This is a genomic window from Burkholderia sp. CpTa8-5 (assembly GCF_017815045.1).
Classification (GTDB): domain Bacteria; phylum Pseudomonadota; class Gammaproteobacteria; order Burkholderiales; family Burkholderiaceae; genus Burkholderia; species Burkholderia sola.
On record NZ_JAGIQD010000030.1, the window covers coordinates 16393 to 38005 of the forward strand.

The window sequence follows — 21613 nt, forward strand, 5'->3', positions numbered from 1 at the left end:
CTTGGAAACGCTAACCACATGAATGGCGGGGCGATTAATCCGTCGCGCGCTCGATGAGCCTATACGATGTTTCGCTGACGAGGAGGCCATGGTCATGAACCGCTGGTTTCTTCCCACTGCGCCAGAAGCTCGGCCGGAATTGCCGTGACGACCTCAGCGTAAGGCTTGCCGACGAACCGCTCCGCACGCTTGAGCAATACGGGAATCGGGCTGCTGGGTTCGTGGGTCTCGAACCATGTTCGCGCCGTACGAATCAGAGTGAGCGCGGCCTGGCGGTCTGCGGGTGAGGATGTCGGTCGGGCCGTGATGTGGTCGTTGGCAGCAACCGTTTTGTCATTCGCCGGTTCTAGTTGCACCGACGCATCGCTCTCTGAGGATGCGTCGTGGACTCGAGCAGGATCGGGGGCTTCTTCCATCTGTTCGGGGGTGTTCGCCGACACCGTGACACTCAGCTTGCCGAGCAGCCGAGTGAGTGACGCCAGATCGGGCAGATATCCTTCGAGATGACGGGCGCACCACGCATCGACTGCAGCGAGATGCGCAATCGCATCATCGAAACCCGTCATCACCTCTGGCTGCACCGCGCGCACATCCAGCAACTGCTGCGTAACGGACTCGGGCGCGAGCGCATCGGCGGGGCGAGGGTGCGCAAAAGCACGCTCGACATCGCGCACCTGCAGTCGCGCCAGCGTCGACTTCGAAAGCACGATCTCGCGCACGTCTGCGAGCAGTCCTTCCGGATCGGCGAGGGCCTGTATCGCATTCATCCGTACTTCACTTGCGGCGCCGTGCCCACCGTCGATATCGGGCTGGGGATGGACGTGTTCGGCAAATGCATCGAGCCACGCGGCCAGCAGTTTCGTGCCATCCGCGAGACCTGCGGCACCGGCGAGCCGCGTGCGACACCGCGTATATAGCACGGCGACCCGAATGTCTTTCGTCCGCACCATGAGCCGTCGGCAGTCGCGCTCGAGCTCGCTCCAGTTGATGGGATCGGGTGCGCCGACGAACGCGCCGTACTGCACATCCTGCCTGGGCGCCGCACGCGCGAACAGCACGACGAAATCGTGGTCGTATTCGAGGTCGGGGCCGCAGGGCATGGAATCGCTCACGGGCGCGAGCCAGTCGCGATGCGGCGTGTCCTTCGCGGTACCTTGACCGGATACGGACCGTCGGGTTGATTGCTTTTTGCTCATGGTCGATTGTCGGATTCAGCCGTGCGCCGTTCGAAATGCCGTACGTAACGCTCGGGTTCGAACCGCATGCCGGTAATCGGCCGGTCGGGGTTCGGGCGGCCAAGCCACCCGGACCATCCGATGCGTTGGCGGCCGCCCATCACGGCCGGCGGCGCGCTTTCGGGCTTGATGCGCAGTTCAAGTTCCCATTCCAGTTCGTAGCCGACGAATGCCCGCACCCATTCGACGAGGCGCGGCAGATCCTCGCCCTGCGGTGTGAAGCGCAAATACGCGTCGAGATCGATGGGGCCGATCACGATGCGGAACCGGTGCTGACGGTCCGGTGCCACTCGACCGAGCATCGCGGCTTGCCCCATCGTCGCGGCGGGGCCAGGCCGGCCCATGCGTCCCTGATCGGCCGCATCGATTGCGATCCAGTGGAACACGTGCTCGTCGATCGCGACCGGCACGCCGAAGTAGTGCTCGAGTGTGGCGCGCAGGCCGTCCGCGTCGCGCGACTCCCGGACGAGATGCGCGGACGCCGCCAATCGCGCGTGCGAGGGCAGGGGGCGCCGCGCGATTTCCGCGGTGTCGTGGCCCGTGAGGCTCGCAACGTAGAACGAAAACCGCTCGTCGTCTTTCCGGTCGAGGCCGGCTGTCGACTGTGCCGATGCCCACGCACGATAGAACAGCGTCAGGAACCGGTGATGGAAGATGTCGAAGAAGTCGACCGTCGTCGTGTCGCGACGGCTCTCTTCGCGTTCACGCGCCCATTCGGTCACATGGATCGGCAGGGACCCGTTCGGACCGAGCATGCCGAGACCGAAGAGCCGTACCTTGAGCCGTCCCGCCGCTTCCTGGACGCTGGCGATTTCGCGCGGCGCGAAAGCGAGACTCGGTTGTTGTCCGAGCCGGAACGGCTCCGACCGTGGTCGGCGGGCAGTGCCGACGGGGTCGACCGCGGGATTCGCGCCGATGCGCCGCAGCAGTGACAGGAACCCGAAGCGCCACGGCTCCATTTGAAGACTCTCCAGCAGGTCGGGCGAGAGCGTGCTGTCGCGCACGAGTGCCGGCAAGGTAGCGCGTTCCATCACAGCACTCCGCGGGTCCCGGTGCGCACGGGCCAGCGTGCGATACGGCCGCGCTGCATCGAATGCAATTCGGTCTGAGTGAAGCTGTTGATCGATACATGCCGCGCCAGCCAGTGCTCGAGAATCGTACCGAACAGATAGGGGCTCACACCGGAGAAACCGGTCTCGTCGACCGTGACCGCACACTCGATGCCACGCCCGAACGTCATCGGGCCGGTGCCCGGCAGCTTGCGCGTGACCGCGCGAGTATTGACGCCGACGAGGCTTTCGATCTGCCGCAGCTGTTCATCGTTGTCGTTCGACACGGTCAGGCGCAGCAGGTCACGTATTCCCTGCCCCCCGTCACGATGATCGAGACCTTCGAGCGGCAGGTAGTTGAAGTTGAGCTGGCGGATCAGGCGCCACGCCATTTCTCGTTCCGCATACGGCGCTTTCGGCGGACTCGGCGGGCGAATGAGGCCAATACTTTCGACTGGCGTGGACGCGTCGGTTGTGAGGTCGCGCACGCCATTGCGCGGCACGAGCGTGGCGAGATCGCGGTTCGTCAGCAGCGCGGCGACCGACAGAAAACGAATGTTCTCGCCATAAGGCGCCTCGTTCTGATCGACCAGCGAGAGGAACACTTCGGTGCCGACGTAGGGCGTCCGTGTGCCGTAACGGCGCGCTGAATCCGACACGATCCGTCGTTCGCGCCGTGTCGAGAAATACCGGCCGTGATTGCCTTCGTCGTTGTTCAGTGTCTGATAGAGCGGACGGAATTCCAGTTCGTTCGAGGTTGCAGCGACCTGTCCATGCACGGTCTCGACCGAGAACACTTCGTAATCGAGCGGTGCGAGCCGGGCGGGCACCAGATGAGACTCGGTCTCGCGGGGAGAAATCTCGATGCGGTCGGTGTGCCGTTTGAAGAGATTGATGACGGGGGTGCAGAACAGCGCGAAACGCGACGCATCGACGAGGTTCGCGAGTTGGCCCGGCGCTCGGTCGAGCAGCACGACGATTTCGACCTCGCGACCGTTCACGCGAGACAGCCCTTGCGCCAGACCGTTGAGTGCGAAGAACCAGAATCGTGCGGGGCACGCGAAGTATTCGTGCAGCAGGTTATGGCCGTGAAACTTCGTCCAGGTCAGTGGCAGCAAGTTCTGATCGGTGCGCAAGCCCTCGTGTTCGATTGCGCCGTGCGTCACGGCGGCGGGAGCGCCCCCCGGTACGCCGAACTCGCCCGGCGCGGCAATCACGGACGCGACGCCGGCGACGTGCAGCAGCTCGAACAGGTGAGAGGCGACCTGTTCGTCGCCGGCCAGATACACGGGCAGCCGATCGAGCCCCTTCAGATCGGCGATGAGCATGTCGCCTGTCGTCGCCAGCCGCAGCCGTAATGCGCCGCGCACCTGTCGGTCGGGTGGAACATAGCGGTCGAGCGCCGGGATGTCGGGCGGAATGCCCGTCAGGCGCGCATCGGTGATCGTGAGCGGCCAGAGCGTGACGTCCTGGCCACTCGTAAACTGGCAGGCGGTTTTTTCGCCATCGGGAATCCGCGCCTTGAACGACGTGCCGCGCGCGATACGGTAGCCTGCGGCCAGATTGCCTTCGGCCTGGCCGGGATACAGGCGCGCGACCGCGATCGACGGCGTGGGCGCGACGTAATTCGGGTAGATCACTTCCAGTAGCCGCCCGGTGAAGCGCGGAAACTCCGCATCGAGCTTGAGCTGCATGCGCGCGGCCATGAAGCAGAACGACTCGATCAGGCGCTCGACGTAGGGGTCTGCCACTTCGCCGGCCTGCATGCCGAGCCGGCGCGCGATTTTCGGATGCGCCTGTGCGAACTCGGTGGCGAGTTCGCGCATGTAGACAAGTTCCTGGTTGTAATAGTCGAGTAGCCGCGGGTCCATAGGAAAGGTCTCGTTGTGTCGTTGTGCCGTGCCTACCCGGCGCGCATGCCGGTGATCTGGATCTCGCTCGTCTCGAGATCGAGCGAGCTCTGCACCATGAATTCGAGCGGATACGGATCCATGTGAACCAGGCCGCGCACGTCGAACGCGAGCACATTGTGATGACCGCTGGCGTCGTCACCTTGACGGGGCGACACCACCAGCGAATCGGCGATCAGCCGCGGCTCGAAATCGGTGATGGCCCGCCGGATCATCTGCTCGATGTCGTTCCATTGGCGCGACGCGAGAAAAGTGCCGGCGAGCGGCGGCACGCCGAAATTGACGGTGGACGCGGCCGCCTGCGGATAGTGCGCGCGCTCGATCTGGTCTTCGATGCTCGTCGTGTTCAGCAGATAGGCGAGATCGCGCTGGACGATATCGCGCATCTGCTTGCGCGTGACGGCGTATTCTTCGGGCGCTTCGACGAGTCGAAGCGGTGCGTCGTCCCGCAGCCGGTCCAGCAGGGTCGGCATCAGGCGCGCGTTTGCCTGCCTCGGTGGGCGGGGAACGGCCGAGTCGCCCCGCACTGGACGCTGTTTGCGCTCGGTCATCGCCCGATTCTCCGGTAGTGGTGGCCGCCACACACGAGCCAAATTACGCGCGGGCCAGCTCGAAGAGACCGAAATCCCCGCGATTCGTTGTTCGGGGCGTGACTGGACGGCTCTGCGGCTGCAAATGGCATCTTCATGCTTCGCTCTCGCGTACAGGCGCGGACAGCGGGCTGTCGACCGACAGCGCGTGATGCTCACGCCGGGTGAGCGCGGGCGGCAGAGGCGGTGCGCGGTGCGCTTGCGCCGCATGGAATTCGGCCGGCGCAAAGAGGCGTAACACTTCCGGAACGGATTCGACTTCCAGATCGGGCATCAAACTCTGCTCAAGCTGTCCGAACGCGTCCTCGAGATTGTGTTTGCCAGATAGCAGCACTTCGATGGAACCAGCGCTGGCTGGATTTGCCGGTGTCAGCTGTACGTCGTGCAAATCGGGCATCACTGACGCGACAGGCGTCGCAGGGGAGTCGAGCTGTTCGCGCCATGAGTCGGACAGGGCGGTGTGCGGGTCCGTTAGCGCGCGCCAGTACTGCGCGTGAAGCGTTTCGACGAGGTCGTCGGTGCGTTCAGGGGCCGGCGTCGCAAGCGATCCGCCGCCGAGCTTCTCGCGGACGCCGTTTCCGCTGATACCGTGGCTGCCAATCAGATCAAGGATCGACTGACCGCGGCCAGCGAGACCCGACGATTCGAACGGGAGTGCGGCTGCGCCGTCCTCCTGCTTGTCGGGACCGCGCGGCGCGTTACGCAACTCGGGCTCGGCAAGCGAGGTGTCGAGTCGACGGTGCCACGGCAAGCGGAATGAGCGCATGGAAGAGTCAGTGATGGCGGATTGCGCATTTTACTCATGGATGTACGTAATTGGACGATTTTAAATGGGCCGATCAATTTGAAAATATTATCGAGATGAAATCTCAAAATGATAAATTCATGTGATGCATGGATTACGCGCGTCGAATATTGGGATAGTTGGGGTTGGCGGGTGATTGTAAAAAATTTCGTTCACGTTTAATTTCGTATTTTATCAATTTAATCAATTGGTTAGTGGGTTTGTCATTTGGGTGGTTGCCTCTCTCGTTCGGTACGTGGGACGAACGCGGAATAGCTTTGATTGGCTGGGTGCTTGCCCGTTTGAGTGGATTGACGGCGGAGAAAGTTAATTGAAATAATGTTCGGCCTGAGAGGCTTGCACATTATTTATGTGCGAAATGCGGCAGCAGGCCAATGCCGCATGAACAGGATTCCTGATCGCTCCGGCCAGAGCCGGGAACATATCGAATCAACAACAAGAAGGTTCGCATGACGATTTCACGCCAGGCGCTGTTCGGCAAGCTCGGGGTTCAGCTCTACCGCAGCATCGAATCGGCGACACGGTTCTGCAAGCTGCGCGGCAATCCGTACGTGGAGCTCGTCCACTGGTTGCATCAGCTCCTGCAGCAACCCGATAGTGACCTGCATCGCATCGTGCGGCACGCTGGCATCGATCGCGACGCACTGGATCGGGATTTCGCAACCGCGTTGGCCGCGCTGCCGGCCGGTGCCAGTTCGATCGGCGATTTCTCGTGGCACATCGAGACGGCGATCGAACGCGCGTGGGTGCTCGCGACGCTGAGTCACGGCGATCGGCGAGTGCGCGGCGCGTGGCTCGTCGCTGCGCTTGTTTCGACCCCCGAGTTGCGGCGCGTTCTGCTGTCAATCTCTGTCGCGTTCAGCAAGATTCCTGTCGACGGGCTGGGCGACAAATTGCCCGCATGGATCGACGGCTCGCCGGAAGCCGCCGATGCGCCATACGATCACAGCGACTTTTCGGCGGCAACGCCGGGCGAAGCGTCCGGTGCAATTCCGGTCGTATCGAAGGGCGGTTCGCTCGACCAGTACTGCGCAGACCTGACAGCGCGCGCTCGCGCGGGCGAGATCGATCCGGTCATCGGCCGTGAACTCGAGATTCGCACGATGATCGACGTCCTGTTGCGCCGTCGGCAGAACAACCCGCTGATAACGGGGGAGGCCGGCGTCGGCAAGACGGCCGTCGTGGAAGGGCTTGCCCGGGCAATTGCATCGGGCGATGTGCCGCCGAAGCTGGCCGACGTGCGACTGCTGTCGCTCGACGTTGGCGCATTGCTCGCTGGCGCCAGCATGAAAGGGGAGTTCGAAGCGCGCCTCAAAGGGCTGCTCGAAGCCGCTGCAAAATCCCCGGCGCCGGTGATCCTCTTCATCGACGAGATTCACACGCTGATCGGCGCGGGCGGTCAGGCGGGTACGGGCGATGCCGCCAATCTGCTGAAGCCCGCGCTTGCGCGTGGCACGATCCGTACGATCGGCGCGACGACCTGGGCGGAGTACAAACGCCACATCGAGAAAGATCCGGCGCTTACCCGACGCTTCCAGGTGCTGCAGGTCGCGGAGCCGTCCGAGGCTGCCGCGGTCGATATGGTACGCGGGCTCGTGCAAACGTTTTCGCGGCATCATGGTGTCGTGGTGCTCGACGAAGCGATCCGCGCGGCGGTGACGCTCTCGCACCGTTACATTCCGTCGCGTCAGCTGCCGGACAAGGCCATCAGCCTGCTTGACACCGCCTGCGCGCGTGTGTCGCTGTCGCAGCATGCTGCGCCGCGTGAACTGGACGATGTGCGCCACCGCTTCGCGGCCGCACGTGCCGAGGAAGCGTTGCTGGTGCAGGAAGCCCGTATCGGCCTGGATACCGACAGGGCGCTGACGGCCGTGCGCGCGCGCATCGATACGTTGGCGAGCGAAGAGTCGGCAATCGAACATCGCTGGCGCGCTCAGGCGGCTGCCGCACAGGCGCTGCTCGCCGCACGCGAAGCCATTGAACCCCACGACGGCGAAACCCCGCAGGACGATGCGGCAGCGCTTCCGAAGCTGCGCGAACTCGAACGCGCGCTCGCGGCGCTGCAAGACGATGCGCCGCTCGTCTTTCCCGAAGTCGACGAGGCGATCGTCGCGGTAATCGTGTCCGACTGGACCGGCATCCCTGTCGGCCGGATGTTGACCGACGAGGTCGCCGCGGTGCGCACGTTGCCCGACACGCTCGAGGCACGCGTGATCGGCCAGGCCGATGCGCTGCGTCAAATTGGCGAACGTGTGCAGACTGCACGCGCAGGTCTCACGGATCCGAAGAAACCACTCGGGGTGTTTCTGCTCGCCGGCCCCTCTGGCGTCGGCAAGACGGAAACCGCGCTGGCGCTCGCCGAAGCGCTGTACGGTGGTGAACAGAATCTGATCACGATCAACATGAGCGAGTATCAGGAGGCACACACCGTCTCGGGCCTGAAGGGCGCGCCCCCGGGTTATGTCGGCTACGGCGAGGGCGGAGTGCTGACCGAGGCGGTGCGCCGCCGTCCGTATTCGGTGGTACTGCTCGACGAGATCGAGAAGGCCCACCGCGACGTGCACGAGATGTTCTTCCAGGTATTCGACAAGGGCTACATGGAAGACGGCGACGGCCGCTATATCGATTTCCGCAATACGACGATCCTGCTCACGAGCAACGTCGGTTCCGAACTGAGCACGAGTCTTTGCGCCGATCCGTCGCTTGCGCCGGATCAGGACGGCCTGCGGGCAGCACTGACGCCTGAACTCCTGAACACATTCCCGGCGGCATTCCTCGGGCGCGTGACCGTCGTGCCCTACCGGCCACTTGCCGACGGTGCGCTCGCCAGCATCGTCCGCCTGCATCTGGGCCGGGTCGTCAAGCGTATGGCCGACGGCCATGAAATCGCGCTGACGTACGACGACGCGGTCGTCGATTACATCGTCGGCCGCTGTCTCGTGCAGGAAACCGGCGCACGCGTGTTGATCGGGTTCATCGAGCAGTACGTGCTGCCCCGCTTGTCCTCGCTGTGGCTCGAGGCCTTCGAGGCGAAGCAGACCCTGTCGCGTATTTCGATCGGCGTGGTCGATCCGTCCGGCGCACCGGGGCAGGCCCTCGCGTTCGACGCTACCGCCCTTCATTCAGACGAGCCGGTTCGCTGAGCTCGCCGTCCCACCACCACTGTTCAGGAGTTTCATTCATGGCCGCTTCCAGCAGTTCGCAGAAATTCATTGCGCGCAACCGTGCGCCGCGTGTGCAAATCGAGTACGACGTCGAGGTCTACGGCTCGGAGAAGAAGGTCGAGCTGCCGTTCGTGATGGGCGTGCTCGCCGATCTGTCGGGCAAGCATCCGGCCGAGCCGCTGCCAGCGGTATCGGACCGGCGCTTTCTCGAAATCGACATCGACAATTTCGACGAGCGCATGAAGGCGATCCGGCCGCGTGTCGCGTTCGCCGTGCCGAATACGCTGACGGGCGACGGGCAGATGATGGTCGACATGACCTTCGAGAGCATGGAGGATTTTTCGCCTGCCGCGATCGCGCGCAAGGTCGAGCCGCTGCGCCAACTGCTTCAAGCGCGCACGCAGCTCGCCAATCTGCAGACCTACATGGACGGCAAGTCGGGTGCCGAGGCGCTCGTCACGCAGCTGCTTCAGGACCCGGCGCTGCTCAAGTCGCTGGCCGCGGCGCCGAAGCCCGAGCGCCATGCGGACGAAACCGCCGCACAAGACGGCGCGAACTGACCGACGAACCGATAAAGGATGACCATCATGGCGAAACAGGAAGCACGGGGCGCAGTGGCGCAGACGAATACCGAATCCGATTTCACTCAGCTGCTGGAGCGCGAATTCCGACCCAAGACCGACGACGCGCGCGAAGCCGTCGAACTGGCCGTTCAGACGCTCGCCGAGCAGGCGCTGGCTCAGACGGCAACGATCAGCGACGATGCGTACAAGAGCATCGCGGCGATCATCGCGCAGATCGATCACAAGCTCTCCGAGCAGATCAACCTGATTCTGCACCACGACGATTACCAGGCGCTCGAATCCGCGTGGCGTGGCCTGAATCACCTCGTGTCGAACACCGAAACCGACGAGCATCTGAAAATTCGCTTCATGGATGTCTCGAAAGCCGAGCTGCATCGCACGATGCGTCGCTACAAGGGCTTGGCCTGGGATCAGAGCCCGCTTTTCAAACAGATCTACGAAGAGGAATATGGTCAGCTCGGCGGCGAACCGTACGGGTGTCTCGTCGCAGACTACTACTTCGACCATACGCCACCGGACGTCGACCTGCTCGGCTCGATTGCGAAGGTCTCGGCTGCCGCACACACGCCGTTCATCACCGGTGCCGCACCGTCAGTTTTGCAGATGGAGTCGTGGCAGGAGCTCGCGAACCCGCGTGACCTGACGAAGATTTTCACGCAGAACCTCGAATACACCGCGTGGAACTCGATGCGCAACACCGAAGATGCGCGCTATGTGGGGCTTGCAATGCCGCGATTCCTCGCGCGCTTGCCGTATGGCGCGAAGACCAACCCGGTCGACGAATTCGATTTCGAGGAAGACACGAACGGTTCGGACCATGGGCGCTATGGCTGGGCGAACGCGGCGTACGCGATGGGCGTCAACGTCAACCGCTCGTTCAAGCAGTACGGCTGGTGCTCGCTGATTCGCGGTGTCGAATCGGGCGGCACGGTCGAGAACCTGCCGACCCACACGTTCCCGACCGACGATGGCGGCGTCGACATGAAGTGCCCGACCGAAATCGCGATCTCGGACCGACGCGAGGCCGAGCTGTCGAAGAACGGCTTCATTCCGCTCGTGCACCGCAAGAACACCGATCACGCGACGTTCATCGGCGCTCAATCGCTGCAGAAGCCGGCCGAGTATCACGATGCGGACGCGACGGCCAACGCGAACCTGTCCGCGCGCCTGCCGTACCTGTTCGCGTGCTCGCGGTTCGCGCATTACCTGAAGTGCATCGTGCGCGACAAGATCGGCGCTTTCAAGGAGCGCGAAGACATGCAGCGCTGGCTGAACGAATGGATCATGCATTACGTCGACGCCGATCCGACCAACTCGTCGCAGGAAACGAAGGCGCGCCGGCCGCTTGCGGCCGCTGAAGTGGTGGTCGAGGAGGTCGAGGGCAACCCTGGCTACTACAACTCCAAATTCTTCCTGCGTCCGCACTTCCAGCTCGAAGGGCTGACCGTCTCGCTGCGGCTCGTGACGAAGCTGCCGTCGATCAAGGAAGCGGCTTAATCATCCGGTAGGTCCAGCAGGGACGGACATCGAACGCCTTTGGTGGACGATGATCGACCGGTTTCAAATCATTTAATAAGAGGAGTACTACGCATGGCGCAAGACATTTTCCTGAAGATCGACGGCATCAACGGTGAATCGCTCGACGACAAGCACAAGGACGAAATCGAAGTTCTGACCTGGGAGTGGGACATCCAGCAGGAATCGACGATGCACGCCGGTAGCGGCGGCGGCGCCGGCAAGGCCACCGTCAAGGACCTGACGTTCGAGCACAACATCGACCGCGCCAGCCCGAACCTGATGAAGTACGCGCTCACGGGCAAGCACATCGACCAGGCAACGCTGGTGATGCGCAAGGCCGGCGGCAACCCGCTCGAATACCTGAAGCTCACGATGAGCGACGTGATCGTCACGCGCGTGAAGCCGTCGGGCAGCAAGAACGACGCGGAAAAGAGCCGTGAATCGGTGTCGCTGTCGTTCGCGAAGGTCAAGCAGGAGTACGTCGTGCAGAACGCGCAGGGCGGCAGCGGTGGCGCCGTGACCGCGAGCTTCGACATCAAGGGCAACAAGGAAGCGTAATCGCATCGATGCCTCGCAACCGGTGCAGGGGAATCGTCTCCGTCGGTTGTGGGGCGTCCCACATTGGGAATAAGGGTTCATAGCTGCATGCGCTCGATACCGACCGTCGCCACACTTGTCTGCGCGCTCGCGCTTTCCGCTTGCGCAAGCAGTGGCGAGCCGAAGCCGAAGGAGCCGATTCGGCTCGATATGCGCGTGAACGCGCTGCCCGATGTCAATCCGGACGACCGGGGAAGGGCTGCGCCGATCGTCGTGCGCGTTTACGAACTGAAGAACGACGGTGCCTTCGAGGCAGCCGACTTTTTCACGCTGCAGACCCAGGACAAAACGGTGCTGGCCGACGACGTGGTGAAACGCGACGAGTTGCAGTTGCGCCCTGGCGAGCACCGGACGTTCGTGCGCCGGCCCGATTCGGCCACGAAGGCCATCGGCGTGATCGCGGCTTATCGCGACTTGCCGAATGCGGTGTGGCGAGCAGTTTATGTGATGCCGACCGCACCGGACAAGGCGTGGTACCGCCTGTTCACGCCGAAGCTGAAACTGACCATCGATCTCGAGGCCAAGGCCGTCAAGATCACGGAAGCGAAAAAATGAAACACGTCGCGCAACAAAACGGACGGCACGCATGAGCTGGTACGCCAAGGTCGCCTGGCAGGAAGGGCTGTTCTTCCGCCCGCAGCTGTTCCAGCAGCAGGACCGCTATTTCGAGAAATACGCGCATCAGCGTGCGGCGCCGCTGTCGCCGTTCTTTTTCGGCTTCACGCACTACGCGCTCGACCATGAAGCGCTGGCGCTCGGCAAGGTGGTCGTCAAGTCGGCGGCCGGGGTGTTCGCCGACGGCACGCCGTTCGATGCGCCGGGCAACACGCCGTTGCCGCCGCCGTTGACGATTCGGCAGGAGCATCTGGATCAGGTCATCTATCTGGCCGTGCCTGTCCGGTTGCCGAATTGCGAGGAGACCACCTTCGACAACACACCCGATTCGCTCGCACGTTATCAGGTGTTCGACACGGAGCTGCGTGACACGAACTCGATCGGCCTTGCGCCCGAATCGGTGCAACTGTCGAACTTGCGAGTGCGCCTGCTGCCTGAAAAGGAGTTGGGCGATGCATGGATCGGTCTCGCACTCACGTGCGTGAAGACGATTCGCGCGGATGGCAGCATCGCGCTCGACGACACGCTTGTGCCGCCCGTATCCGGTTACGGCGCGAGCGATCTGCTCACGAGTTGGGTGACAAAGATTCATGATCTCGCGCGCTTGCGCGCGAATGCGCTGGCGCAGCGCCTGGCCGGAACCGATGACACCACCGCGAGCGCGGCGACTGTTACCGATTACCTGCTGTTGCAGATTCTCAACCGCTACGAGCCGCTGCTTCAGCATCTGCTGCGGGTGCCGGCGACATCGCCATCGGACGTATACGCGCTGCTGATCGGCATGGCTGGCGAGTTGTCGACGCATCTGCGCACCGATACGCGCCGTCCGCTCGAAACGCATCCGATGTATCAGCATACGACGCCGCATGTGTGCCTGAAGCCGGTTGTCGACGACACGCATCGGCTGCTCAACGCCGTGCTGGTGCGCAGCGCGCAGAGCATCGCGCTCGAGGATCGCGGTCACGGCATGCGCAACGCGGTGGTCGATCCGGTCGACATGCAAGGGTTCACCGCGCTGGTGCTGGCCGTGCATGCGGCAATGCCTGCGGATGCGCTGAAGCAGCAGTTTCTCGCGCAGGCGAAGGCGGGGCCGTCGGACAAGCTGCCGAGCCTCGTGCGCAGTCACTTGCCGGGTATTGGCCTCGAAGCGTTGCCGGTGCCCCCGCGGCAGATTCCATTCAACGCGGGCTACATCTATTACGAATTGACTCAGGGCGGGCCGCTTTGGGAGGAAGTCGTGCGGCATGGCGGCGTTGCGTTGCATGTCGCGGGGGAGTTTCCGTTGTTGAGGCTTGAGTTGTGGGGCGTGCGCGCGTAGTCAGCGACCGTTAATTTTTGGATAAATCTCGTATATGCGCAATATTTTTCTCTTGAAAAGAAGTATTCCGGCGTTGATTTTGTCGGTTCTCGCAAGCGGGGTGTTGGCAGCGTCAGACTCGATGATCAGGCTCTGTCAGGACGAAGATTGTCGGATGCCGTTGGTAAGCGAACCTTATAAATGGATGACGATCGGCGGGCGGACTCTGATCGGTGGGGTGACTGATGAGAACGGTAACGCTCGCGTCGTTTCCGAATCCGACGCGACGGAGTATGTGCTTGAAACTGTCAATCGTCGCCTGGACTATTACGTTGAGCCGCGATGCTGGAACGCCGACTTCGAACGTTGCGTCAAGATGAATGATTCGAGACATATTGACGGTTTCGATGCGCCAGAATCGCGCAAGAGGCGTGGGCAGGAAGCTGCGATCGAAGAAGCCGAGAAGAACCAAATAGTCCAGACGCAGCTGAGTATTTATAGAGAAATAGCGGAAAATAATGACGATCCACTGGCGTGGCTTGGGCCGTTGCCGAAAGAATGGCCGCAAGACGATGTGCGCTTGCGCTGGAGCAGACTCACGGATCGCATATCAGAGGATGTCGTCGTGTTTGCCGAATCGGGCGATTCATTCGAGAATTTTCGTTGCAAAACACCTGCGGAATTTGGCGCAGTTCCGGACAAAAGCGCCGTGGAGAATTTCATGGCCGAGTCTGGCTCTGGCAAGGTGAATGACGCTACGTGGGACGGTGTCATGCTGGCGGCCCGAAAGGGCAATTGGCAGGCTCGATGGTTCGTATATGCGAAGTACAGAGATGTTATCCGTCGCGGAAACAATCTTGCATTGTTTTACCGAGTGCTGCAATTGAAGGAATGGTTGGTGTCTCACCAGATAGGTCCGGTCTATTTGGAATTCTCGAATGATTTGGCTGCGACTGGTCTGGGGGGCAGGTTCTCTGGATCTATGTCGCCAGAAATTCTTCTGGCTGCTCAGCGAGGTAGCTATACGGCAATGTCGAAGGTGGGGCATTCGCTCGAGCACGACGAATCGCCTGACCTTAAAAGGATAGGAAAAGCTATGGTCGCTTGTGCGAAGTCCGTCGTGCCGGAAGCGATGCGATGAAAGGCAGTAGATAAAGAAATTCGAGGCTGGGCTAGACAGTTGACCTGCGCGGTGGTGCGGGCGTTGGCGCCAGTGGCAACGAAGAGACCCGCATAGTTATAGCTCGTCGGTGAATCAAGTGATTCAATGGAGATGCCGGAATGGCTTTATTTGATGTGAGCCGGACATTGTCGGTTTCCGGTGCTGCGCTACCGCTGTGCGGCGGGCAGTCGATCCTGACGCCCGTAAAACTCACTGGTGACGAAACCATTGGAGAACTGTTCGAGTACACGCTTGAGTTGAAAACACCGGATTCACTCGGGTTTTCGCAGAGCGTCGCGGCGAACGTCGAACTCGACGAGCTGATCGGCACGGAAGTGACCGTATCGATTCAGCTCGAGGGCAAGGGCCGCTTCATCCCCGGCTTGGCCGGCAATGCTGGCATGGCCAATCTCGGTGCGGGCGCACGCGAGATCACCGGTATCGTCAGCCACGCGACGATCGTGCGCGAGGATGGTAGTTCGATCGTGTATGCGCTCACACTGCGGCCGTGGCTCTGGCATGCAACCAAGAATTGCGACTGTCGTATCTTCCAGGGCATGTCCGTGATCGAGATCACTGATGCGGTGCTCTCGTCCTATCCGTTCCCGGTCGAAAAACGGCTCACGACACCGCGGCCGAACAAGGCATGGCCCAAGCGGGACATTCAACGCCAGCACCTCGAAAGCGACTGGGTGTTCCTGCAGCGTCTGTGGGAAGAGTGGGGTATCTACTACTTCTTCGAGCATAGCGAAGGCAAGCATCGGCTCGTGCTATGTGACTCGATGGGCGCGCTCAAACCGCTTGGTGACGCTTATGTTGCGCTTCGCTACGAGCCGCCGACTGGTCGGCGGCTTGACGAGGAGCACATTCAGGATTTCTCGGTCTCCCATGCGCTGACCACAGGTGCGGTGACGAGCGTCGACTACGACTATACGTTGCCGCGTGCGGATCTGAAGGTGACGCGCGAAGATCCTCGCGACACGGGGCTCGCCCACCAGGAGCAATACACATGGGGCGATTACGCGCAGCCGCAAGCTGGTGCGGCTGGACTCTCGGGCGATCACAACGAGCCGCGCACGGAAGCGGAGTACCTGACGCTGGTGCAGATGGAGGCTTGGCGTTGTCAGGGGTTGAGGGCTTACGGCAAAGGCAACCTGCGTGGCGTGGTGACCGGCCAGACATTCGTGCTGTCGCACTATCCGCAGGATGCGGCGAATCGCGAGTATGCGGTGATCTCCTGCAAGCTGACGATCGAGGAGATTGGCGAAGCGTCGGGTTCCGGCCAGCGATACAGTTGCGAAGCTGATTTTACGGTGCAGCCGACCAATGAGCCATTCCGGTTGCTGCGTACGATTGCGAAGCCGCGCATGACGGGCGTTGAATATGCCATCGTGACGTGTCCGGAAAATCAGGAAATCTGGACCGATGCCTATGGCCGGGTGAAGCTCCAGTTTCTGTGGGACCGGCTTGGCAATAACGACGAGCGTTCAAGTTGCTGGGTGCGCGTGGCCGGCGCGTGGCATGGCGATCAGTTCGGCGGAATTTTTCTACCGCGCCGAGGCCATGAGGTCGAAGTCGCTTTCGTCAATGGCGATCCGGACTTGCCGATCATCATGGGGAGTGCGGCCAATGCATTCAACATGCCGCCGTTCGCATTGCCGGAGAATCAGGCACTGGCCGGCTATCGCAGCAGGGAGATCGGCGGTCGTCGGGCGAATACGCTCGCCTTCGACGATACGAACGGAAAAATTCAGGCGCACCTGTCGAGTGACGAAGGCGCCTCGCAGTTGAATCTGGGGTATATCACGCGCATTGCCGGGAATGCGGGGCGGCAGGATGAGCGTGGTCGGGGCTTCGAATTAGTAACGAGCCTGTGGGGCGTGGTGCGCTCGGCGATGGGAATGCTGATTACGACCGAGGCACGGCTGGATACGCCGGGGCGTGCCAAGGATATGGGTGAGACGGTCCAGCGACTCACGGACGCGCGCGACACCCATGAACGTTTGACTGAGCTGGCTCAGCAAAACTTTGCGCAGGACGCGAACGGCGATCAAAGTGAGATAGCGGCCGCGTTGAGCGTTCAGAACGATGCGATACGAGGTGGAGCAACGTCAGACGATGCCCCGTTTCCGGAGTTTGTCGAGCCACACCTGACGCTTGCCAGTCCGGCCGGCATCCAGACAACAACAGCGCGTAGCACGCACGTCGCAAGCGGTGAGCACTTGGCGTTGACGACGGGCGAACATCTTGGCATTGCGACTGGACGATCGCTGTTTGCAACCGTCAAGGAAAAATTGCGGATATTTGTCTACGAGGCGGGGATCAAACTTATTGCCGGCGCTGGCTCAATCGACATCGAAGCCCTCAAGGACGCCATTAACCTGATGGCGAAAATCAGGATCCGGCAGACCGCGACGCGGATTGAAATCTGGGCCGAAGAGGAACTATCGCTACGTGGCGGGAAGAGCTTCATCACGCTCAATCATTCCGGTATTACCAACGGCACGCCGGGACAGTGGCAGTCCTATGCCGCAACTCACCAGATGCCGGGACCGAAAAGTTCGCCGGCAGATGTGCCGGCCGCCGAACTAAAGGTCTGTGAGCTGAGTACGGTCAAAGCGGCGGCTCAGCATGCGGCGATCGTGCCGCTTTCGTGAGGGACGCATGCAAAGCTACTCACTTTCCGATGCAATGTCGGTCAGTACGCATCTGCTCGCTGATCGTCTCCTCATTCAGGATTGGGCGGAAGATTTGCCTTGGCATGATGTCATGCCTGACTGGCTTGCAAATGAACGCCATTTGCTCCCGGCAGTGCTTCGCCTCAAGGAGCTTGATGATACCCAGCGTGAACGGGTCGAGCAGTATCTGATCAGTGACTCTGCAGAGGTCGGGGCGGCGATGTTGATCTGCAGCGAATTGAGTGCCGAGGCCCAAGCGCGTCAATTGGCTCGCCACGTCGTCATCACATTGGACGATGACTCGCGTGCGCTGCTGCGCTTTGCAGACCCTGCCGTGTTCGTTCATCTGCTGTGGGTGTTGCCACTTCCGCATCTTGCCTCGCTTTGCGACGGCGCGAGTCGCTGGTGGCTGCCCTTTCAGGGCCTCTGGTATGAACTCGAGTTCAGCGGCAGACCGGAAGCCCGGTGGAGCAAGCTCGACGAGTTCCAATCGATTGCGTTGACCAACGTGGGGCTGGTCAATGATGCGCTCGCGACAATGCCGGAACCCCTAGACATAAAGAGGATGTGGCGCCGCAGTCAGGAGATAAATCAATGGCTGGGCGTGGCTCAGAGCGAGTTCGGTCTGGTGAATGCGCACGACTGCGTGGCTTTTGCGCGGCACGGTTACCTTCTCGGCCGCGGTTTCAGCAACCACCCGAAGCTGGTGCCTCATCTCCGAGATGCGGTCGCAACGCCCGGACTCTACGCACAAGCGACGGCATTGTTCTCGGAGAAAGAATGGAACAACTTGATCGCAGACATCGAACGGATTAGCCAGAAGCAGGAGGCACCGTGACCAACGCAAGTTCTTCATCGACATCATTGGCTAAGGCAAAAGAGACTGCATTGGGCGACTGCGAGTTTTGCCGAAAATCAGGCCTTGCAATTCTCCCGATTCGCGCAGCAGTCATGCATCCCGATTCTGGCGCACCAAAGCTGCCTGACAATCTGCATCCCGTTGATAGTGATGGGGGAAAGAATCTTCCGTTGAAAGGAGCGGCCGCCTATACGGGCCGGACATTGCGCAGTGGCTTCCTATACGTGTACGACGAACGCGGGGTGTGGGAGAAGTACTGGATTACCAAGCATGGCTATCTGATGAAGGTGCCGGTGGGCGTGCCGTTGAATGGTGCTTATGCCGTGGGCCGTGAACCTTGCGACAAGACAGGGCATCGGGAAATCGCGGCCTGCATTACGGTAAAAAACCCAACTAGCGCGAGGCGAATCTGGGTTGGCTATTCCGATGCGGAATGGACGATGCGCGTGCTTCAACTCCATCAGGACGAGGGGTATCGTAGCCGCCACATGCGCGTATTCGATGTGAAAAAGTGGATGGGAAACCGTAAGGCATCTCACGCCGAGACCTTGAACGACGTGGCATCCGTTGTGGCGGAGTATTCGCCGAAAGCAAAGGTCGAAACCTTTGCTTTTTCACCCTACGGGTTCAACTCCCGGGCATCGACAACAGACGGCCTGTTGCGCGCCGCCTCGTCACTGGGGCCACAACCTGCTGCCATGCTGGTCGTAGATGATCCAGCAAGCATGGCTGCAGAGATCGGCGCTCGAACCATCGAGCTTCATGACAGCTTTATGGCCGTTGCCGACCGATCCAGAAAACTGAGCGTCTCTACCGCAATTCTGAGCCTTCAGGGTGCAGTCGCCGATCGGGCGGAGATGAATGAGATTGTGGCGGGCGACGAACTTGAGGAAGACGGACATTACGTTCCGGATGGGCTTGGGCGTATCACTTACGTGGCCAATCCACCGAAACTTCCTGATACCACGGTGGCGGATCTACGCAAAGTTTCATCGAAATCGTGGGCGAAGTATGCGCTCGACTACGACGAAGATGCGCGTGGTAAATGGCAGGGTGAGTTCAACAAAGAGTATGGTCGGTTCCGCGACGAGACGCTGCATCCGTTGGCAGCGTCTCACGTTCAGTGGATGACAAGCAACCAGATGCGGAACTATCTGGAGTGCACACACGACGACACTTCGGCCGAAGTTGGGCTCGTCTACGCTCGCATTCTCACCGCGTGCATCCAAGGCACGGAGCAATTCAAGCCTTGCGCGCAGTTGTATGGGCGCTGGCTTAACGGCGTGATTTCCGATGACAAGAATATCGTGTTGCGCGGCATCGTTCTGAATCTTGAAAGCAACAAGAGGAAATTTTCGGAAAGCCTCAAGCCAGAGGTCACGTGGCAGGCTGTCGGCTGGGACGGTCTGATGCTGGCGTTCAACAATTCCATCGATGGTGTAGCCAAGCAGGCGCCGGAGGTGCTGGGTAAATTGCTGGCATCGCTCGGCGGGTCGATCACCCAGGTGCTGCAAAGTGCGGCGGATGGGCCGGTTCGTCATGCCCTGGTCGCGTGCGGCGTGATTAGCGGCCGAGCGGTCGTGCCGGTCGCGTTGACTGGCTCGTACAAGACATATCGCGCGTCGCTTATCCGTCAACTCTTGCAATCATCGGGCAGTAAGGATATTGGCAAAAATGCTCTCCAGAGAGAGGTGTCGCTCGCCTTGCGCCGTCTCCAGATTCGGGGGGAGCCGATGAGTACGGTCGTCTCGTCGAAGTTCCTGGTGATGATCGACGAGGAGTCGATCAAAGGCATGCCAAAAGGACGGAGCAAGACCGAACAGGCCAAATGGCTCGCGAACTCAATTCGTTCCGCCGAGGAGATCGAGAGACTGAATCTGTCGGCTTGGCGGGAACGGATCAATCTGTCGCAGAGGGTAGCAACCGCGGGTAAAGCGATACCGTTTGTCGGCAACATGCTAGCGGGACTATTTCAGTGGGCTGCATATCAAAAGGTGTCGAAAGATCTGGCGGGTTCGATGAAAGGCGACATGCTGGAGAGTCAGTTCCGGTTGGGCAGCGCAGTGATCGCGTTGGGCTCCACGGTGGCCGACTCCATAGCGAGGGCTGCTGGCAGTTTGGCTGAGACGACTTTGCTAAGAGGGCGTGCCGTGATGTTGGAGGTCGTCGGACGTGTGTTCGGGGTTGTATCGAAAGGTCTGGGAATCTTGGCTGCTGGAATTAACGCATTTTGGGATGGGAAGAATGCGTTTGAAGCTTATCAGCAGAAAAACTTCGCGCTATCGGGAGCACTTTTTGTTTCGGCGTTTTCGGGAATGGCTGCCGCACTCCTGATCGCAGTCGGTTCTGTACTTTGGTCGATTTTTGCGATTTTGGTTTTCGTTGGATCGGGCGTGATTGCCACATTTCTGCAGGACGACAAGATCGACAAGTGGCTGAAGCGTTGCTACTGGGGAGTCTTGGACGCGAAAGACCGCTATCAAAATGTAGATGCTGAAATGAGCGACTTGGTGATCGCGACTGGGGGGTGACATGGACTACACGGGACTTTATGCGAAGAAATACCGTATCAATCGAAAACTGACTGATGAGGAGAGGTCCAATCGGCTCTGTCAAGGAATGTCGCTCGATATTTCACCGTTCTACAACATTTCCGTGGTCAGAATGAATTCGACGTATCTCGAATGTGTTGATCGTTGGTTTATTCATCGGGGATTCATGACGGCTATATGTCTGTATTTTTTTTCAATAACTGCGAGCGTGATTGCAATGCCGTTGTACATGCTCTCGCCGGTGCATTTAATTCCGAAAATATCGGATTTTAGTTTCATGTTTTTTGCTCTTCCTTTTGTGGCTCCATTGTGGCTGCTCCTTATGTGGGGGCTGTTCAAGGAGTCATTTGGGTTGACACATTTTCCAATTAGATTTAATTATAGAAATCGTATGGTGTATATTTTTAAGCCGAATGGTTCGATTTTGAAAGCGAAATGGAGTGATATATTTTTTACCCTTGGGCGTTGTGAGCGAATGGCTGGTCGGCAAAATTGGGATATTCGCGGCCATATACTCGATGCAGATGGAGAAACGGTACGAGAGACATTCGCTCTGCCCGGCGACACAATGCTAGCGGATCAGTTGAAGCACAGTTGGGAGTTCATCCGGCGATACATGGAGGAAGGTCCGGCCTCGGTCTATCGCGACGTCTACTGGTGCCACGATATTGCAGAGCGGCGTGAAAAATACAGGGTTGGCCTCAGGTACATGTTCTTTTCGCTAAATGGTCAGCCTATCGGCCAGATATTGCTCTCTCCCGTTTTCTTTGTGGCGTCGTTGGGCCGATGGTTCGCGATGCGCACGAGCAAGATTCCGGTATGGCCTGCTGAAATTGAGGCTGCGTGCCAGGTGGATCCTTTTGATCCGTATCTTCGTGATGCGTCGCGCAACCCCGAGAAAATTCCGATGGAGCCGATGTGAAGTGGCAGCTTGACTTAGAAGGCACTATCTAGATTCGGAAACAAAATGCGCGGCCTAGTGACTGCAAGCGAGAACT

Annotated in this window: 16 protein-coding genes; 11 read left to right on the forward strand and 5 right to left on the reverse strand. The window is 60.4% G+C overall.

The window, feature by feature from the left end; genetic code table 11:
- Window positions 1-92: 92 nt before the first annotated feature.
- The 5 genes from J8I35_RS29615 to J8I35_RS29635 form a co-directional block, all read right to left on the reverse strand.
- Window positions 93-1196 (reverse strand): type VI secretion system ImpA family N-terminal domain-containing protein, encoded by a 1104-nt coding sequence (locus J8I35_RS29615; protein ID WP_209928403.1) that lies wholly within the window; start codon window positions 1194-1196, stop codon window positions 93-95.
- Window positions 1193-2266 carry a type VI secretion system baseplate subunit TssG gene (gene tssG, locus J8I35_RS29620; RefSeq protein ID WP_209928405.1) on the reverse strand — a complete coding sequence of 358 codons (1074 nt, stop codon included), beginning with the start codon at window positions 2264-2266 and terminating at the stop codon, window positions 1193-1195. The genes J8I35_RS29615 and tssG overlap by 4 nt, the downstream gene beginning before the upstream one ends.
- Entirely contained in the window at window positions 2266-4155 is a 1890-nt protein-coding gene (tssF, locus tag J8I35_RS29625; protein WP_124680966.1) for a type VI secretion system baseplate subunit TssF, read from the reverse strand. Before tssF ends, tssG begins: the two co-directional genes overlap by 1 nt.
- Window positions 4156-4187: 32 nt before the next feature.
- The gene (gene tssE / locus J8I35_RS29630) at window positions 4188-4745 is read right to left on the reverse strand and encodes a type VI secretion system baseplate subunit TssE (RefSeq protein ID WP_209928407.1); all 558 of its coding nucleotides are present in this window, start codon (window positions 4743-4745) and stop codon (window positions 4188-4190) included.
- 133 nt (window positions 4746-4878) lie between these two features.
- Complete coding sequence (locus J8I35_RS29635; protein WP_050012738.1) at window positions 4879-5550, reverse strand: TagK domain-containing protein; 672 nt, start codon at window positions 5548-5550, stop codon at window positions 4879-4881.
- Between the two features lie 488 nt (window positions 5551-6038).
- Here J8I35_RS29635 and tssH point away from each other — a divergent pair, with 488 nt between their 5' ends.
- The 11 genes from tssH to J8I35_RS29690 all read left to right on the forward strand — a co-directional run bounded on the left by tssH (window position 6039) and on the right by J8I35_RS29690 (window position 21537).
- Window positions 6039-8732, forward strand: a complete 2694-nt coding sequence (gene tssH, locus J8I35_RS29640) for a type VI secretion system ATPase TssH (RefSeq protein WP_209928409.1) — start codon at window positions 6039-6041, stop codon at window positions 8730-8732.
- Between the two features lie 38 nt (window positions 8733-8770).
- Window positions 8771-9313, forward strand: a complete 543-nt coding sequence (gene tssB, locus J8I35_RS29645; protein WP_050012736.1) for a type VI secretion system contractile sheath small subunit — start codon at window positions 8771-8773, stop codon at window positions 9311-9313.
- Window positions 9314-9340: 27 nt separating this feature from the next.
- Window positions 9341-10834 carry a type VI secretion system contractile sheath large subunit gene (tssC, locus tag J8I35_RS29650; protein WP_124639598.1) on the forward strand — a complete coding sequence of 498 codons (1494 nt, stop codon included), beginning with the start codon at window positions 9341-9343 and terminating at the stop codon, window positions 10832-10834.
- Window positions 10835-10927: 93 nt separating this feature from the next.
- Window positions 10928-11413 (forward strand): Hcp family type VI secretion system effector, encoded by a 486-nt coding sequence (locus J8I35_RS29655; RefSeq protein ID WP_050012734.1) that lies wholly within the window; start codon window positions 10928-10930, stop codon window positions 11411-11413.
- Window positions 11414-11500: 87 nt separating this feature from the next.
- The gene (gene tssJ, locus J8I35_RS29660; RefSeq protein WP_209928411.1) at window positions 11501-12007 is read left to right on the forward strand and encodes a type VI secretion system lipoprotein TssJ; all 507 of its coding nucleotides are present in this window, start codon (window positions 11501-11503) and stop codon (window positions 12005-12007) included.
- A 31-nt stretch (window positions 12008-12038) separates the two neighbouring features.
- Complete coding sequence (gene tssK / locus J8I35_RS29665) at window positions 12039-13385, forward strand: type VI secretion system baseplate subunit TssK (RefSeq protein ID WP_209928416.1); 1347 nt, start codon at window positions 12039-12041, stop codon at window positions 13383-13385.
- A gap of 34 nt (window positions 13386-13419) precedes the next feature.
- Window positions 13420-14505 (forward strand): hypothetical protein, encoded by a 1086-nt coding sequence (locus J8I35_RS29670; RefSeq protein ID WP_209928419.1) that lies wholly within the window; start codon window positions 13420-13422, stop codon window positions 14503-14505.
- Between the two features lie 140 nt (window positions 14506-14645).
- On the forward strand, window positions 14646-17183 hold the full coding sequence (tssI, locus tag J8I35_RS29675; RefSeq protein ID WP_209928421.1) for a type VI secretion system Vgr family protein: 2538 nt from the start codon (window positions 14646-14648) through the stop codon (window positions 17181-17183).
- A 7-nt stretch (window positions 17184-17190) separates the two neighbouring features.
- Window positions 17191-18042, forward strand: a complete 852-nt coding sequence (locus tag J8I35_RS29680; RefSeq protein WP_209928423.1) for a DUF4123 domain-containing protein — start codon at window positions 17191-17193, stop codon at window positions 18040-18042.
- Window positions 18039-20594 (forward strand): T6SS effector BTH_I2691 family protein, encoded by a 2556-nt coding sequence (locus J8I35_RS29685; protein ID WP_209928425.1) that lies wholly within the window; start codon window positions 18039-18041, stop codon window positions 20592-20594. Before J8I35_RS29680 ends, J8I35_RS29685 begins: the two co-directional genes overlap by 4 nt.
- Window position 20595: 1 nt before the next feature.
- Window positions 20596-21537, forward strand: a complete 942-nt coding sequence (locus J8I35_RS29690; RefSeq protein WP_209928427.1) for a DUF6708 domain-containing protein — start codon at window positions 20596-20598, stop codon at window positions 21535-21537.
- Window positions 21538-21613 lie beyond the last annotated feature (76 nt).